This window comes from Arthrobacter sp. MMS18-M83, from assembly GCF_026683955.1.
Taxonomy (GTDB): domain Bacteria; phylum Actinomycetota; class Actinomycetes; order Actinomycetales; family Micrococcaceae; genus Arthrobacter.
In genome coordinates this window covers 2,094,213-2,110,564 of the sequence record NZ_CP113343.1, presented here as the reverse complement: position 1 = coordinate 2,110,564, position 16,352 = coordinate 2,094,213, and the positions used below count along the sequence as shown (strand labels likewise).

Here is a 16,352-nt window from a genome sequence, read left to right as displayed (position 1 = left end):
TTCGGCCACCAGATGGTCTAAGTTGAGCGCCGGTTGCGCGCTTGGTGTGCCAGCTGGATGAAGCCATAGATGAAGGCGGCTTCGACGAGCGCCATCAATCCCAGCCACAGCAACTCACCCTTGCCGATAAAATCGATGGCCCCGATGAGGACGAGTAGGGTTCCAAGGACTAGCGCGTAGACGGCGAACCCGAAGGCCACTCTTGCACTGCGCACGCCCGTCCGGAAGCCAAAGCCCAAGGGTTCTCCGCCAGGGTATCCCTGGACACGATCGTGTCCTGCGGGCTTGAGCCTGTCGAACTCATCCCAAGGATCCAGATCCTGATCGGCCATGTATCCATTATCCCGCGGATGGGGCTGGGCCGCGCTGAGGCTCGCTGCCGTTTCGATTGCACCGATCCCGGGCCGGGGCGTTTAACCCGGCTCACACACGGGCTTGAGCGCGGCCTTTGTATCGGGCAGCCAGGACCGTTCCGATGGTTGCCAGCACCGGGACGGTCAGGACGACGGTGCCGGCCGCGATGTTCACCACTGCGACTATCGCTATCCACCAACACAACACCGCAGTGAAGCCACAGAGGACCACCGCGGATCTGCGATGCGCGGATAGTGCGCCGCGTGCCCTGTGGCGTTGCAATTGATTGACGTGTTGTGCCTTATGGGGAGGGGGCCGACGGCGTGCGGCCCTGAGTGTTGCGATAGTTGCCAAGACGGGAATGGCCAGGAAGATGATACCGGCCGCGCTGTTCGCGACTCCGGCAATTGCAATCCACCAACACAATGCGGCAGTGAAGCCAGTAAGGATGACCAAGGCCGTTCGTGTAGCCGGACGAGCTGGAATCAGCGGTTCGAGATTGCTGCTCACGGTGGCTCCCTGTGCGAAATCCCCGTATGTGCTATTCATCAGAGCACGGATCGAAGGGTTTGACGAGGGGAATTCTGTCCATTCCGATCACGGAATTCGCTGAGGACTCACGTCCGACCCCGGCGCCCCGCGTCATTTTCGGGAAACGTTCGGGAAGGCCATGAACAATGGGGCCATGATGCCCGAAGAACTGACCGACAGCCCGCGGGTTGAGGACGCCGTAGCAACCGGCGGAACACAGAAAAACGCCGTCTCCCGAGCCTCCGCCTCGAAGGTACCCGAGGTCACCCTCTTGTTCTGGGTAGCGAAGATCCTCACCACCGGGATGGGCGAAACGACGTCTGACTTCCTCGTCCACCGGTTCGAACCCGAGATCGCCTTGTCCTTGGGGTTCGCAGCATTGCTGATTTCGTTGGTCTTTCAGTTCTCCGTCCGCCGCTACATCCCTTGGGTTTACTGGACAGCCGTCGCGATGGTCAGTGTGTTCGGCACCATGGCTGCCGACGCGGTGCATGTCGGGCTCGGCGTTCCCTACCTGGCGTCGACCCTGTTCTTCACCGTGGCGCTCGCCGTCGTTTTCCTGCTCTGGCACCGGAGGGAGAAGACTCTTTCCATTCACAGCATCACCACCCGGCGTCGGGAGTCCTTCTACTGGGCTGCGGTGCTGACAACGTTCGCACTCGGCACGGCTACCGGGGACCTGACCGCCTACACGCTTGGCCTGGGCTACCTTGCCTCAGGCATCATGTTCGCAGTTGCTATTGCGGTCCCCGCGCTGGCCCACTGGCGTCGCCTGCTCCCAGCGATCCCGGCCTTTTGGTTCGCGTACATCCTGACCCGGCCCTTGGGTGCGTCGTTCGCCGACTGGACAGCTGTTTCCGCCGCCCGCGGGGGACTCGAATGGGGCACCGGACCGGTCAGCCTGGTCCTGGCCGCAGCGATAGCCGTCTTGGTCGCGTTCTTGACCATCGCAAGGCGGCGAACCCTCGCGTAGGGCAGTATGAGCGTGCACATTTCGTACTGTTGTTCGTATGTCCTGACATATTCGCTTTAATTGCGTTTCCGGTTAACCCTGGATTCATGACCCGTGACCCGTTCCTTCACTTTGGCCTTGGATGGTGGTTCCTGCATTTGGGGACTTTTCGAGACGAGATGAAGGAACACCATGACCAACCGCTTCCTAGCAGCGGCCGCCGTCGCCGTAGTTGCAGCCACCGCTGTGACCGGCTGCGCGCAAAGCAGTACCGCATCGGCCCAGAACAATGGCGCGAGCGCATCACCGGACAAGACGGTCACCGTGTTCATCAGTGGGGACACCAACGTCCAGAACCTGTGGGAAAAGAGCCTTGTTCCCGCGTTCGAAAAGGCCAACCCCGGCTACCACGTGAAAGTCACGCTGGATCTGCACGGTGAGCACGACGCCCAGACACTGGCGAAACTGACCAGCGCCACAGAGCAGAACAAGGAACCAGATTTCGATCTGGTGGATGGCGGCTTCGTTCCCAAGGCCTCCGCAGCCAACCTGCTGACCTCCGTGAGCTCGCAGACGATTTCGGCCCTGAACGATGTCCCGCAGGATGTCATCAAGGCCGGTGGCACGGGCGGCATCCCGTACCGCGGGTCCGCAGTGCTCCTGGCATATGACACCAAGACTGTGGCTACTCCGCCCAAGACTCTTGACGAGCTGCTCGCCTGGATCAAGGCAAACCCGGGCAAGTTCACCTACAACTCGCCCAAGTCGGGTGGGTCCGGCGGCGCATTCGTTGCCACGGTTTTGGACAAGTTCGTCCCGGCCGACGCCCGCGCCAAGATGGCCGTCGGTTACGAGAAGGACCTGGAGAAGTACTGGGACCAGGGCTTCGCGGCGTTGAAGGACCTCAACTCCTCCGTCTTCCAGAGCGGCGTCTACCCCAACGGCAACAAGCAGACCCTTGACCTGCTCGCCAGTGGACAGATCTCCATGGCCCCGGTCTGGTCCGACCAGTTCATCACCGGCTCGACCAACGGCCAGATTCCCTCCTCCGTGAAGGCCGCGCAGATCAGCAACCCGTCCTTCACCGGCGGTGCTGCCTACCTCGGCATTCCCAAGTCCTCGCCCCGCCAGGAAGCGGCGCTGAAGCTTGCCAACTTCGTCCTCACGCCTGACGCGCAGACTACGATCATCAAGGAGATGTCCGGCTTCCCGGCCATCAGCCTGGACAAGCTGCCGGCAGATGTGAAGGAGAAGTTCAAAGACGCAGACACGAACAACCTGCGTAAGGGCTACTTCGACCAGATGGGCAAGGACCTGAACAACCTCTGGGACCAGAAGGTTCCCGGCCAGTGACAACCACGCTTCACAAGCCGGCGGAACTGGAACCCACGGTTCCGCCGGCTCGCGTCGGGCGACCGAAGCGCCTTGGCCAGCGAGGCGTGGGGTTCTTCATGGCCCTCCCGCCGATCCTGCTGATCGCGATCTTTGTCGGCTTCCCCATCGTGCTCGCCTTCGGCTTCAGCATCGGCCTGACCGGCGGGTTGAACCACACGATCGCCACCATCGGCCAGAACGTGCACGAGGCGGACGCCTGGTGGGGAACCCTGGCGGCATACCAGGAGATGTTCACCAACAAGCGTTTCCTCGGGGACCTCCTTGTCACGGTCATTGTGACTCTCGTGAGCACGATCACGGTCCTCTTCCTGGCCCTGGGGATCGGGCTTTACCTCAAGCTTAAGGGCGGCCGAATGGCCCGCCTGCTCTCCGGCCTTGCGATTGTGCCGCTGTTCATCCCGGTGGTCATCGCTTCCTGGGCCATCCTGACCTTCTATTCCGGTACGGGTTTCCTGCGGAGCGTCTTCGCGCTCTTCGGGCTTGACTTTCCGGTCTGGGCCTTCACGATGGTCACGGTCATCATCGGCTCGGTGTGGACTTCGCTGCCTTTCGCGGTGCTCATGATCTCCTCCGGACTGCAGTCCGTGCCCAACGCCATGATCGAAGCAGCCCGCGACGCCGGTGCCGGCTCCTTGCGCACGATCGTCTCAGTGATCGTTCCTATGGCCGCTGTTCCAATCATCATCGCGACGACGTTTACCGCAATCGGAATCGTTGGATCGTTCACGGTCCCTTACTTCACCGGGCCCAATTCGCCGAACATGCTCGGAGTGGACATGTCCAACTACTTCTCGTCCTTCAACCAGCCGCAGCAGTCGGCAGTTATGGCCTTCACTGTGTTCCTGATTGCCTCCGGAATTGCCGCGCTTTACGTGTGGGCAAACTTCCGTTCCGCCAAGGAACAGGGGAAAGTCTGATGGCTATCGCTACTGATTCCCGCACCGGGCCGGCTTCCCGCACCCGTCCGGCGCTCACCCTGGACTCGATTGTCCGAAGTGCCCTGGTGGTCCTGTTCGTGGTCCTCATGGTCGTTTTCATCCTGGGTCCCTTGCTCTGGCTGGGCGTCCGCGCTTTCGCCGGTAACTGGACGTTCCCCAACCTCCTTCCCGACGATTGGACACTGCGCTGGTGGCAGGTTGTCATCAACGACGGCGCACTCGGCGTCGCGGTGCAGAACTCCCTGTTCTTCGCTCCGCTGACGGTGCTGGTTTCTGCAATCATTTGTTTGCCTGCGGCCTACGCCTTTGCCCGCTTTGATTTTCCCGGACGCCGGTTCTTCCTGATCAGCCTGTTCGCGACCAACGCCTTCCCCAAGATGGGATTGTTCGTCACCCTCGCGGCGCTGTTCTATGCGTTGAACCTGATGAACACCGTACTGGGAATCCTTGTGGTGCACGTGTTGGGAACCGTCGTCTTCATGACCTGGATCCCCGCGGCAGCGTTCGCTGCCGTGCCGCGAAACCTGGAAGAAGCAGCCCGCGACGCCGGAGCCTCCAAACTGCGCGTGTTCACTTCAGTGACGCTCCCCATGGCATTGCCCGGGATCATCGTCGCGGCAGTGATGTCCTTCCTGGCGTCCTTCGACGAAGCGCAAGGAACGTATTTGGTTGGTGCGCCGGCCTTCATGACCATGCCCACCCAGATGTACAGCCTGGTGCTGAACTACCCCACCCAAGTGGCGGCCGTTTTCTCCATTCTGCTGGCCATCCCCTCCGTAGCCCTCATGCTCGCGGCGCACAAGCACATCCTCGGCGGCCAGCTCGCCGAGGGCTTCCAGATCAAATAGCGCCCTGCGCTCAACGTCAGACAGAGACCCCATGACAATTCATGAACCATTGACTGAACCACCGGCCAGCACCACCGGGCCGGGCGCCGCGGCTAGCGGTGGACTGACCATCCGCGGCCTCCACAAGATCCTCGGCGGCCGTACGATCATCGACAACCTGGACCTGTCGGTGAACGAGGGCGAACTCGTGTCCTTGCTGGGGCCCTCCGGCTGCGGCAAGACCACGACGCTGCGGATGATCGCCGGCTTCCTGGAACCCGACTCCGGCTCCATCGAGGTGGAAGGCCAGGAAGTGTCCCACTTGGGCGCGGAGAACCGCCCCAGCGCGATGGTGTTCCAGAACTACGCTCTGTGGCCCCACATGACGGTGGCCAAGAACATCGGCTTCCCGCTGAAGTTGCGCAAGATGTCCAAAGCCGAGATCAAGAACCGGGTGGAAACCGTCCTGGAACTGGTCAGCCTGTTGCACCACAAGGATTCGAAGCCGGCCCGCATTTCCGGCGGCGAGCAGCAACGCGTGGCTTTGGCCCGCGCCTTGGTCCAGGAGCCGAAGCTCCTGCTCCTCGATGAGCCCCTGAGCAACCTGGACGCGAAACTGCGTGTCAAAGTGCGCGAAGACATCCGCAAGATCCAGCAGGAGCTGGGCATCACCACGGTCATCGTCACGCACGACCAGGAAGAGGCGATGTCCATGTCCGACCGCATCGCCGTCATGAATTCGGGCAGGATCGAGCAATACAGCACCCCGGAGGCCCTCTATGCCCGCCCGGAAACCGAATTTGTAGCCACCTTCATCGGCAGCATGAACCGCGTGGAAGGCTCGCTCAACAACGGACTCATCTCAGCGGGCGGGGATATCCTCGGGATCCGACCGGAGGACGTCATCCTGCATGACATGCCGTTCGACGGCGCACTCCCGGCCACAGTTGAAAGGGTTGTCCCCCGCGGACATTTCCAGGAGGTGTATTTGCGCAGGGCGGACGCTCAGCTCCGCAGCTTCGTCACGGGCGAGCTCATGCGGCCGGGCCAGCAGACCTACGCGGAGATTCGCAAGGCCATGACCTTCCGGGACGGGCGGCTCGTAGCCGAATCGGGTGCCGCACTTTGAGCAACATCATTGGCACCAAAAAGACCCGCGCCACCGCCCACCGTGGTGATTCCAGCAACTTCCTGGAAAACACCCTGCCTGCGATCGCCTCAGCCATCGAAGCGGGCGCGGACCTCGTGGAAGTGGACGTCCGGGTCACGAAGGACGGGCAAGTGATCCTCCTCCATGACGCCTCCCTGTTGAGGATCTGGGGCCTGGACTGCGAAGCGGCAGACGTCGACTATGACCGGATCAGCCAGCTGGGCGCCGGGGAGGAGCGGATCCCGCTGCTTTCCGAAGCCCTCGAACTTTTCCGCGGCAGCCCGTCGACGCTGCTCATCGACATGGACGAGCCGGGTCCCGCTGAGACGGCTGCCGCCGTCGTGCGCGAAAGCGGTGTGGCAGTGTCCTGGTGCGGGAACCTGGACGGAATGCGCACCATCCGCGCACTGGACCAGGATGCCCGGATCTGGCTGCCGTGGAACAAAAGGGTCGCCCCGCCGGAAGACCTGCTGGCCGAACTGAACCCCGAGTTCGTCAACTCCGAATACGTGGTTCTCAGCAAGGACATGGTGGAACAGATTCACTTAGCGGGGGCGAAGGTTTCCTGCTGGACCGTGGACGATTTGGAGTCCATGCGCTGGGCGCTGGGACTTGGCGTGGATTCGATCACCAGCAACCAGTTGGATCTGTTGCAAAGCGCCATCGCCGAAGATCCCGAAGCATGGGCTTCGGCCGAGGCGCCGAGGGCTCTGGCCGGGGACGAGGTTCTCGAGTCCCGGAAAGTCGCCCTGGAACTTGCCGAGTGGGCCGTCGGGTACATGCGCGACGCCGATCGCGGCCAGGTCTCGACCAAGGCGCACCCTGCTGATCTGGTCACGGAAGTGGATGTCGCCGTCGAGCGCTATGTCCGCGAAGTGATTGCTGCCCGCCTTCCCGGCCACACGGTGGTTGGCGAGGAAATGGGCGGAGTCGCCGTGCCCGGCGCACCGTGTTGGTACCTTGATCCGGTCGACGGAACCACCAACTACGTGAACCACATTCCGTGGACGGCGTTCTCGCTTGCCTTGGCTATGGACCGCAAGCCCGCGGTGGCCGTCGTCGCGGACCCGTGGCGCGGTGAGATCTTCGAAGCCGTGGCTGGCTGGGGTGCCCGCTTGGACAGGCAGCCGCTGTTGCTGGCTCCTGCGGGAGTTTTGCCGGCACCTTTGGCCGGAACCGTCGTGGCGACGGAACTGGCGGGGCACTTGCCGTGGCCCGGCATGCTGAAGCTTCTTGAGGAGCTTGGCGAGCGGCACAGCATCATGCGGATCATGGGGTCAGCCACCATGACCGTGGTTGGCGTCGCCGCGGGACGGGGTGCGGGAGCGATTATCGGCGGCTTCAGCCCCATCGACCACTTGGCCGCCACGCTCATTGTTCATGAGGCCGGGGGCGTTGTCCTCAATTCCGACGGTGAGACGGACATGTTCCCCGAACATGGTGGGGTGCTTGTGGTCCGACCGGAGTATTCCGCCGAGCTTTACGAACTCTGGAGGCAAGTAAGTGCCGACGCCGGCAATTGAGAAACGGGCCCTGCTCGCCGACGCTGTTTCTGCGATTGACCGGGGGAGCCGTTTTGAGTTGCTCGGGGAGGTCCACCTCGACTTTCCCACGCACCACCCGCAGGGCATGGCCTTCGCCAAAGGACTGACATTCCTGTCCTCTGTTGAAATCCTCGAGGCGCCGCGCCCTGCGGCGGATCCGGCACTGCGCACTCCCGGGCGGGGGAGCGGGCACGTCTTCGTGCTCGACCCGGACGGCGGGCTGGTACGGGATATCCCCGTGGGCGAGGACGCGGTGTACCACCCCGGTGGTATCGATTACGACGGCGATCACGTGTGGGTCTCCGTGGCCGAGTACCGGGCCCGGAGCCGGAGCATCGTTTACACGATCGATCCGGACAGCTTCGAGGTCCGCGAGCGGTTCCGCGTGGACGACCACATTGGCTGGATCCTCCGCGATCCCGGACTGGACCTCGTCTTCGGTGGAAGCTGGGGTTCCCGGCACCTCTACACCTGGGATACGGAGGGCCTTTTGCTGGACCAGTGGGAGAACCCCGGCCACTTCGTTGACTACCAGGATGCCCAACTCCTTGGTCCCGGGCTGTTGCTGTGCAGCGGTATTTCACTGCTGCGGCAGGCTGGTGGCAGCCCCCTTGAACTCGGGGGACTGGCGCTGGTGGAACCACTGCGGAAAAGGATCAAGCGGGACGTCCCCGTCAGCGTGTTCAGCGCTGCCGGTCACGTCATCACCCGCAATCCTGTCACGGTCACCGTGGATGAATCCGGGCTACTGTTTCATGCAGCTCCCGACGACGGTGACGAGTCCGGCGGAACACGGATCCTGAGTTACCGGATCCTGAGTTACCGGATCATTTAACACAGCCGTGACAGTCCGGAAACGGCTCCTGAACCGGGCATGGATAGCGTGGCCGCATGATCGTATCCATCATGTCCAAGGTCAGCGCCTGGATCGAGGCAGCCTACTTCTACGATGCTGCCGAGCTGGGGGCCTCCGGAGCCACTGAAGCCACCCGGTACGGCTGGCTCCCGGCCCTCAGCGGCGTGGCAATTGCGGACGCCCAAGCCCGGAAAATCCGGGCCGAGGAGTAGCGCAAACCCTTGATTTTCCGGGGTTCCCGGATAGCTAAATGTCTCGTTGAACACACTATTCGTTGATGGCGTGTACTATGCCCTAAACTGCTTCACTGAGGTGCCTGAAATGGCACTATGCAGCAACGAAAGTGAACCACACCAATGGCTACCGATTACGACGCCCCACGCAAGACCGAAGAAGAGTCTCCCGCCGAATCGCTCGAGGCCCTTCAGGCGTCACGCGGCTCCGGTGCCCAGACTGCTGTGATCGATGTCGACGAGAACGACACAGCCGAGGGCATTGACCTTCCGGGTGCCGACTTGTCCGGCGAAGAACTGACCGTCATCGTTGTCCCGGAGCAGTCCGATGAATTTACGTGTTCATCGTGCTTCCTGGTCCGTCACCGGTCGCAGATCGCACTGGAAAAGAACGGCCTCAAGTACTGCCGCGACTGCGAAGGCTAAGCCCGCACGCAATGCAGCCCCGCCAGACTGGAATCCAGCAAGACCAAACCAGCTGGGCGGGGCTTTTGCATGTCTGCGGGACTACTGGGCCTGGTGAGGCGGCGTCCACGCAAAGGTGCGCTTGCTTGCGTTTCGTAAGGTTCGTAAGATTGATGTATGACGACTACTACTTCCAACGAGGCCAGAACGCACTGGGCGGAGCTGATTGACGGTGTCCGTGTCGAGCCCGTGCACATCACCCGGCGGGGACGCCCTGTTGCGGTGATGGTGGATCCTGAATTTTATGAGCGTGCCGTGCAGGCTCTTGAAGATGCTGAGGATGTCGCGGCTGCGCGCGCTGCCAGGTCCGAGGACGAACCGACGGTCACCCACGAGGAATTGTTGCGTGAGCTTGGAATCGAGGCGTGACGGGCCGTTTCGGCATCCGCTATACCTCGGCTGCAGCGAAGCAGATCCGCAAGCTGGACAAAGCAGCCCAGGTACGGGTGCTGAAGGCTGTGGAAATCCTCAGTGATACTCCGCGGCCCCCTTTGGGCAAACAGCTAGTGGGCGGCGAGGGGGAATGGCGCATCCGGACCGGGGATTACCGCATTATTTATGAGATTCACGACCAGGAACTACTGGTCCTGGTGGTCAAGGTGGGGCATCGCAAGGAAATCTACCGGCATTGAAGGCTCTGAGGGCATTAAACAACCCGGCGGATCCGCTGCAGGCTGGAGCCGGCCGGGATTTTGGCCCCGGCGGGGTAACGCTTGGATATCGGCCTATTCTCAACTCATGACTGATGCCCCGGGTTGATCCCAAATCACTATCAATATTGCCCATCTCAGCGAAGAAGTAAGTGGTCCCTGTTGTACCTGATTCAGGAACAGAACCTCGGAGCAGTCCTCGGGACACAGATCCTGTCCCTGCTGCCCGACCCGAAAACGTGGCGGCTGACCATCACCGGCGACATCGTCAAGACAGTTAACGAGATTGCTCGTCGTTCTCAGCTGGCCCGCGAAACCCGGGCTCCGCCGTCGTTATCCGCGATAACGAACAGTGGCGAGAAAATGCCCGGAACCCCTGAAAATCGCGGAATCCGGGCACTTGAAAGACGTCCCCGTGACTTTGCGCAGGGTCCACTAACGGTTGGGCGCCGAACCGGATACGGAACCCCTGAAATCGCCTGGACGCTCGTACGCTTGAGCTATCGAATCGCTCAAGCACTCAGCTCAAGCACTCAGGAGGAGTGGGCCCAAGTGAGAAAGTTTCACGTGTGGTTGGCAGCTTTGATCGTGGCCGCCGGGCTTGGCCTCGTGGCCCCAGGGGCGGCCTCGGCAGCCCCGTATTGCGGGATCGTCTGGGGATCGCTGGCAAAGTCCAGCCCGGCGCTGACCCGGGCCCCAGTTGTCAACGTCAGGACGGGACAGCAACCATGCTTTGACCGATTGGTGGTCGACCTCAACGGCAACGTTGCCGGTTATTCAGTCCGCTACGTTCCGCAGGTATTGCAGGACGGCTCTGGACTTCCCGTTGATTTGAGGGGTAATGCGTTCCTGCAAGTCACGGTCAACGCGCCTGCGTACAACCCAAGCGGCAGTGCCACGTACAACCCGGCCAACAAGACGGAACTGACCGACGTCGCCGGCTACAAAACCTTCCGCCAAGTGGCATACGCGGGAAGCTTCGAAGGCTACACCAGCCTCGGATTGGGCGTCCGGGCCCGGCTTCCGTTCAGGGTCTTCACGCTGACCGGCCCGGGAACAGGATCGCGCCTGGTGATTGATGTGGCCCATATGTGGTGAAGCGACCCACGTTCGGTGGGACGAACACGCGCAGAAGCCCTGTCCGGGTGGTTCCGGAACAGGGCTTCTGTGCGTGTTGGATGCTACTCGGGGACTACGAGGGCTGGGGTGTCCTTGCGCAGGGTTTCGCCGCGGAAGAAGCCGGGCCGGACGCGGGCCATGACCAGCATGACCACCGCTCCGAGGGCCAGGATGCCGACGCCGATGATGAACACCAGGCCGACGCCGAAGATTTCGGACCCGCTACCGAAGTCCGGCGACCAGCTGTCCACCGCCGTCTGGATGAAGACCAGCGTCAGCACGACGCCCCCAACCACCGGGAAGAGCAGGCGCATGAAGAAGTTGCGGACGCTGCTGAACACGCTGTGCCGGAAGTACCAAGCGCAGGCGAACGCGGTCATCCCGTAGTAGAAGCAGATCATCAAGCCCAGCGCCAGGATGGTGTCGTTGAGAACGTTCTCACTGACCACCTTCATGATGGCGTAGAACCCGCCGGAAATTGCCCCGGCCATGATGGTTGCGAACCCAGGGGAACCGAAGCGCTTGCTGACGGCGGAGAACTTCTGCGGCAGGGCGCCGTAATGTCCCATAGCCAGGAGACTGCGGGCGGGGGAAGCCATGGTGGACTGCAGGGACGAAGCCGTGCCTGCGAGTACGGCGAGGGACATCAGGATGGCCAGCGGACCCATGACGGGCGAGGCCAATGCAGCGAAGATGTTCGACTGGTTGTCCGGGTTGTTCAGCCCGATCCCATCGCCGCCAATCCCGGCGACCATCATGGTGGCCACGATCACGGCGACGTAGAGTCCCAGCACGGCGATCGCCGTCGTGGTACCGGCCTTGCCTGCGGTGCCCTTGCCGCCCTTCGTCTCTTCATTGACCGTCAGGCAGACGTCCCAACCCCAGTAGACGAAGACCGCGAGGGACATGCCGGCCGCGAATTGCTCGAAACTGCTGATCTTGGTCGGGTCAAACCAGTCCCAGCTGAAAGCGATGGCCGTGGGGGTGTCGCCGGAGGAGGCGTGGGTAAGGGCCATGACGATGAAGACGCCCAAGACCACTACCTGGAATCCCACCATGGCGTACTGCACCAGCTTGGTGGCGTGCAGGCCGCGGTAGCTCACCCACACTGCCAGCGCCACGAAGGCCAGACACGTCGCGATATTCAAGGCTTTGTTGGACGTCAGGTCAGCAAGATCGGGATTGCCGAAAACCTGGGCAAGGAAGAGGTAGAAAAAGTCCACCGCGACGCCTGCCAAGTTGGAAAGGACGATGATGTTGGCTGCCAGCAGTCCCCAGCCGCCCATCCAGCCGATGAACGGGCCGAAGGCCTTGGTGGCCCACGTGAAGGTGGTGCCGCTGTCAGGGGAGTCTGCGTTGAGCTCGCGGTAGGCGAATGCCACCAGGATCATCGGGATGAACGCAACGATGAAGATGGCGGGCAACTGCAAGCCCACTGCGTTGACTGCCGGGCCCAGCGAGCTGGTCAGGCTGTAGGCGGGTGCCACCGAAGAAATACCAAGGACGACGACGGCGAGGAGCCCCAGCTGCCCCGTCTTCAGTCCTTTGCCGCTGATGCCGTGTTCGGTGCCGGCGGGATCGTGGGCCTCCACGGTCTTCCTTGCGCTTGGGCGGGTTATTTGAGTCATGTGATTGGCTCTTTCTAGATGGCCGAGAGGTGTCGCTGGGTGATGCTCTGGTATTCGGTCATCCAGATTGCTCTCCAGTGAGACAAGAGTCACTAAATGAATGACGTTCATTTAGTATGGACGGGGAGGAGCCTTCACGCAAGGGGTCTTGCCAAACAATTTTGGTTTTGTGGCGCGCGAAAAGTGAGATCTCGGCTCTTTCGCGGGCTGAAAGAGCCGAGATCTCACTTCTCACATAGGGTGATCGGGGCTACTCAGGCGCTCAGTTCGGCCCGGAGGGAGTAGCCGTCGCCGTCCAGCACGATTTGCGTGCAGCGTCCTGTTTCCGAGTTCAGCACGATCGGGGCCGCGAGGTTCACGGTGGTTTTTTCCGGAGTCGGGTTAACGACTACGAGGACCGTTGCCAACCCTGGCCCGTCCAGCTCTTCCCGGTCCAACGCAGTCCGGTCCAAGCCGAGAACCTCCAGGGTTGAGTGGGGGATGGCGGGGGCGTAGTCCGGAACATAGACGGCAGCGTCGGCCAGGAACATCCGGATCCACGGGTTGGCTGACTCCATCGCGTAGAGTCCGGGGGCGCCGTCGATTCCCCGCAAGGCGAACCCCTCGGCGGCTTCAAGTCCGGGCATCGGTGCTGTGAAGCTCAGCTCACTAAAAGCCAGTGCCGTACTCATCGCAGGAAATCCATGAGCGTTGGCTGGAGTGCCTTGGCGGTGACCGCGAGGGCAACCTGGTAGTTGGTTTCCTGCAGTTTCAAGTCCAGGACCGTCTTTCCTATATCAGCGTCTTCAATACCGGAACGCCGCGCGTCCAGCGTCAACTTCAGCCCATCGATGGAATCCTGGGCACTCAACAGCTTGGCCTGCCGTGCGCCGACCTCCGCGCGCCCCCCGATGACTGCCTTGATCCTGTCACCGATTGCCGGCAAACGGCTGCTGACATTCGCTCCGGAGCGGATGTCAGCGACGACGTTACTCACCAAAGCGAAAACCGAACCGGCGCCGTCGCCGAAGATCGCACCGCCGTCGGTGTCTACCCGCACTGTCTGCGACGCATCAACCCGGCGTTCCACCGTGCCACCTGGCGTTCCGTTGTACACGGGCGGCGCGGCATTGCTGAACGCCCCCGCGGAATCGGAACTTCCAGCGAAGATGTTGCGGCCCAGATATTGGGTATTCGCCTGGGCGAGGAGATCCTTGTTGAGGCCTTCGAGTTCGACGGCGATCGCCTCCTTGGCGGTGCCGTTGACGGAGCCGTTGGCCGCTTGGAGGGTGAGGTCCCGCACGCGGTTGAGGATGTTCGTGGCCATGCCGAGGGCCGAGTCTGCCGTGGTGAGCCACCCGTTGCCGTCGCTGATGTTGTTTCCGTACTGCGCCGCGGCACTGAGTTGGCCCTTGGTGGCAAGGAGATTCGCAGTGGCAGCGGGGTCGTCCGAAGGGCGGGTGATGTTCTTGAGGGTGCTCGCCTTGTCCTGCAGGGCGGCGAGTTTGGACTGCCCGGCCTGCAGGTTCCGTTGAGCGGCCGCGGACATCGTCAGGCTCGTGACACGGTTCAGCATGGTTTACCTTCCCACCAATCCGGTGTGATTAATCAGGACATCGAGGGCTTCGTCTACTGCGGTCATTGCCCGTGCCGCCGCCTGGTAGGCGTGCTGGTTGGTGAGCAGGCTGATGTTTTCTTCGTCAAGGCTGACGGACGCGCCGGAGGAACGTTGCCCGACGGCGGCCGCGCTCGCCGCGCTGGCGAGCTGCTCGTGCTGCTGCGCCGAACGGGAAACCGTGCCGATGCCGGTCACGATGCCGGTCCAGAAGGCGTCGGGGGACCAGGGCCCGACGCCGGTTTGGGCCACAGCGTCCGCAATCTTGCCGTCGAGGGCGCCGGAACCCGGAGCGCCGGTAGCGATCCCCGCGGCGCTCGCCGGGACCACGCTGAGGGATAGTGCTGCGGGGAGGCCCGGGGTAGTCGAGAAGAAATCGAGGTTAGTGACGCCGGTTGTGGACTGCCCGGTGCGGTGAACGGCATTGACGTCGTTCATGAGTTTGGTGGCGAAGGCGTTGTAGGAGGCAGCCGCCTCGGAGATGGCGTCTCCCGTCCCACCGGCTGCGGCGGGGGAGAGGAGGGATACGGCTCCGGCGAGCTTTCCGCCGTCGAGGGGGACAGCTCCACCGGGTCGGTCGGCCCACTCCAACTGCACCGCTGAGCCGGGTGCACCCATGGTCGCTTGCCCGGTCAAAGTGAGATCGCGGTGCGACGTGCCGGAGACGATGGCATTGCCTCCGACGAAAACATCCACCGTGCCATCGGTGTTTTCCCGGACGGTTCCCCCGGCCAGGGACGCGATGGTTTCAGTCACCTGGTTGCGGGCATCGATGAGCTCGTTGGCAGAGCCGCCCGAGGCGGTCACGGAGCGGATGGTCGCGTTGAGACCAGCCACCCGGGCTGCGGCATCGTTCAGCGTGGCAACGGTGGTTGCCGCTTCCCCACGGACGCGCGTCCACTGCGAATCCAAAGCCCGGTAACCCGTTGAAACAGTCTCGGCAAGGGTTGTGCCGGCTTGAAGGACCGCGCGGGCCGGCGCCGCTTCGCCCGGGTGGTTTGATACTCCCTGCCACGAGGACCAGAAGCTCTGCAGAGCCGTCGATATTCCGGCAGCCCCGGGCTCGTTAAGGGACCCCTCGATCCGTTGAAGTTCGGTGGACCTCAGGCCTGCGTACCCGGCTTGGGCGGCAGTGGAGCGCACGCCGGCGTCGAGGAAGGCGTTGCCCAGGCGGGCGATCCCGTCCACAGACACGCCTTGGCCTGCCTGTGCCCCGGCGGCACTGAGACCCGTGCGTACCGGCGAGCCGACGGCCGATTGTTCAATACGTTGCCTCGTGTAGCCGTCAGTGCCCGCGTTGGCGATGTTCTGCCCGGCAAGATTGATGCCCTGCTGTGCTGCGGTGAGGCCCAGGTAGGCCGTGTTGAGTCCGCCGAATGTGCTCACTGCTTGTCCTTTGGTGGTCCGGGGCTGCGTTTGGCGAGTTCCGGTCAGAATTGCTGGTCGAAAAGGCGGGACGGGGTTGAGTCTCCGGTCCTGCCCCGGGGTCCGGTCCGGCCGTGGGAGTCGTAGGTCCCGGCAGCCGGCTTCAGGTCCGCCATGGTTTCCTGCGTGGAGCGGACGGCGGCGCGAAGGAACTGCTCGTTGGAATCACGCAGCTCCTTGATGGTGGCGGTCTGCTGGTGCATGGCGTTCAGGTGCGCGGACAGGACATCAGCCCAGGCCTCGTCCGGGGCGGCCGAGGCCAGTTCGCCCAGCGAGGCCTCCGCGGGCAGGCCCCATTGCTCTGCCACGGCCGCTACTTCCACAGCCCTGGCCAGGCCTGCCTTGGAAAGGTGCTCCAGGACCTGTTCCACTTCCCGCGTGCCGTGTGGCAACCAGCGGGATTTGCCTGCCGTGAGCAGCAACTGCTCTTCCTCCAGCTTGAATGTCAGCAGATCCAGCAGCTCACGCTCTCGCCACAGCAGGGCCGACAGTTCATGGATGGCCATGGCGGGTCAACTCCAGTTCCGGGTTGGTTTTCGGGTGCGTTCCCGCGAGAAAGCACTTTCCCCTGTGCCTTCACCGCGCTAGAAACAACTATCGGCCGTCTCCCCCATGCGTTAGTAGTTGTTGATGCACGCTTTGGATGCTTTGTCCAGTCAAGTGGCGGATAGTCCAATTTGTCGGCAGAAGC

19 protein-coding genes are annotated in these 16,352 nt (G+C 62.6%); 12 read left to right on the top strand and 7 right to left on the bottom strand.

The window, feature by feature from the left end; all coding sequences use genetic code 11:
* Nucleotides 1-17: 17 nt before the first annotated feature.
* Entirely contained in the window at nt 18-332 is a 315-nt protein-coding gene (locus OW521_RS09930) for a hypothetical protein (protein WP_268025015.1), read from the bottom strand.
* A gap of 91 nt (nt 333-423) precedes the next feature.
* Nucleotides 424-864 carry a hypothetical protein gene (locus OW521_RS09925; RefSeq protein ID WP_268025013.1) on the bottom strand — a complete coding sequence of 147 codons (441 nt, stop codon included), beginning with the start codon at nt 862-864 and terminating at the stop codon, nt 424-426.
* Nucleotides 865-1,039: 175 nt separating this feature from the next.
* On the opposite strand from OW521_RS09925, the gene OW521_RS09920 reads away from it, so the two are divergent.
* The 12 genes from OW521_RS09920 to OW521_RS09865 all read left to right on the top strand — a co-directional run bounded on the left by OW521_RS09920 (nt 1,040) and on the right by OW521_RS09865 (nt 10,993).
* Nucleotides 1,040-1,858, top strand: a complete 819-nt coding sequence (locus OW521_RS09920) for a COG4705 family protein (RefSeq protein ID WP_268025011.1) — start codon at nt 1,040-1,042, stop codon at nt 1,856-1,858.
* Nucleotides 1,859-2,029: 171 nt separating this feature from the next.
* Complete coding sequence (locus OW521_RS09915) at nt 2,030-3,190, top strand: extracellular solute-binding protein (RefSeq protein WP_268025009.1); 1,161 nt, start codon at nt 2,030-2,032, stop codon at nt 3,188-3,190.
* On the top strand, nt 3,187-4,149 hold the full coding sequence (locus OW521_RS09910; protein ID WP_268025007.1) for an ABC transporter permease: 963 nt from the start codon (nt 3,187-3,189) through the stop codon (nt 4,147-4,149). The genes OW521_RS09915 and OW521_RS09910 overlap by 4 nt, the downstream gene beginning before the upstream one ends.
* The gene (locus tag OW521_RS09905) at nt 4,149-5,018 is read left to right on the top strand and encodes an ABC transporter permease (protein WP_268025005.1); all 870 of its coding nucleotides are present in this window, start codon (nt 4,149-4,151) and stop codon (nt 5,016-5,018) included. The genes OW521_RS09910 and OW521_RS09905 overlap by 1 nt, the downstream gene beginning before the upstream one ends.
* 31 nt (nt 5,019-5,049) lie before the next feature.
* Complete coding sequence (locus OW521_RS09900; protein ID WP_268025003.1) at nt 5,050-6,126, top strand: ABC transporter ATP-binding protein; 1,077 nt, start codon at nt 5,050-5,052, stop codon at nt 6,124-6,126.
* The gene (locus OW521_RS09895) at nt 6,123-7,670 is read left to right on the top strand and encodes an inositol monophosphatase family protein (RefSeq protein ID WP_268025001.1); all 1,548 of its coding nucleotides are present in this window, start codon (nt 6,123-6,125) and stop codon (nt 7,668-7,670) included. The genes OW521_RS09900 and OW521_RS09895 overlap by 4 nt, the downstream gene beginning before the upstream one ends.
* Nucleotides 7,651-8,526, top strand: a complete 876-nt coding sequence (locus tag OW521_RS09890; protein WP_268024999.1) for a DUF6454 family protein — start codon at nt 7,651-7,653, stop codon at nt 8,524-8,526. Before OW521_RS09895 ends, OW521_RS09890 begins: the two co-directional genes overlap by 20 nt.
* A gap of 56 nt (nt 8,527-8,582) precedes the next feature.
* Complete coding sequence (locus OW521_RS09885) at nt 8,583-8,759, top strand: hypothetical protein (RefSeq protein ID WP_268024997.1); 177 nt, start codon at nt 8,583-8,585, stop codon at nt 8,757-8,759.
* A 144-nt stretch (nt 8,760-8,903) separates the two neighbouring features.
* Complete coding sequence (locus OW521_RS09880) at nt 8,904-9,206, top strand: DUF4193 domain-containing protein (protein ID WP_028266109.1); 303 nt, start codon at nt 8,904-8,906, stop codon at nt 9,204-9,206.
* 156 nt (nt 9,207-9,362) lie between these two features.
* Nucleotides 9,363-9,614 (top strand): type II toxin-antitoxin system Phd/YefM family antitoxin, encoded by a 252-nt coding sequence (locus tag OW521_RS09875; RefSeq protein WP_268024993.1) that lies wholly within the window; start codon nt 9,363-9,365, stop codon nt 9,612-9,614.
* Complete coding sequence (locus OW521_RS09870; RefSeq protein WP_268024991.1) at nt 9,611-9,877, top strand: type II toxin-antitoxin system RelE family toxin; 267 nt, start codon at nt 9,611-9,613, stop codon at nt 9,875-9,877. Before OW521_RS09875 ends, OW521_RS09870 begins: the two co-directional genes overlap by 4 nt.
* Before the next feature lie 570 nt (nt 9,878-10,447).
* Entirely contained in the window at nt 10,448-10,993 is a 546-nt protein-coding gene (locus OW521_RS09865) for an AMIN-like domain-containing (lipo)protein (RefSeq protein WP_268024989.1), read from the top strand.
* Between the two features lie 83 nt (nt 10,994-11,076).
* Here the strand turns inward: OW521_RS09865 and OW521_RS09860 are convergent, their stop codons facing one another.
* The 5 genes from OW521_RS09860 to OW521_RS09840 form a co-directional block, all read right to left on the bottom strand.
* A complete protein-coding gene (locus tag OW521_RS09860; RefSeq protein ID WP_268024987.1) occupies nt 11,077-12,642 on the bottom strand; it encodes an APC family permease in 1,566 nt (521 codons plus the stop codon).
* Between the two features lie 254 nt (nt 12,643-12,896).
* Entirely contained in the window at nt 12,897-13,313 is a 417-nt protein-coding gene (fliW, locus tag OW521_RS09855) for a flagellar assembly protein FliW (protein ID WP_268024985.1), read from the bottom strand.
* Nucleotides 13,310-14,197 (bottom strand): flagellar hook-associated protein FlgL, encoded by an 888-nt coding sequence (gene flgL, locus OW521_RS09850; protein WP_268024984.1) that lies wholly within the window; start codon nt 14,195-14,197, stop codon nt 13,310-13,312. The genes fliW and flgL overlap by 4 nt, the downstream gene beginning before the upstream one ends.
* Nucleotides 14,198-14,200: 3 nt before the next feature.
* Nucleotides 14,201-15,622 (bottom strand): flagellar hook-associated protein FlgK, encoded by a 1,422-nt coding sequence (gene flgK, locus OW521_RS09845; protein ID WP_268024982.1) that lies wholly within the window; start codon nt 15,620-15,622, stop codon nt 14,201-14,203.
* Nucleotides 15,623-15,666: 44 nt separating this feature from the next.
* Nucleotides 15,667-16,167: a flagellar protein FlgN gene (locus OW521_RS09840; RefSeq protein WP_268024980.1), complete on the bottom strand. Its 501-nt coding sequence runs from the start codon at nt 16,165-16,167 to the stop codon at nt 15,667-15,669.
* Nucleotides 16,168-16,352 lie beyond the last annotated feature (185 nt).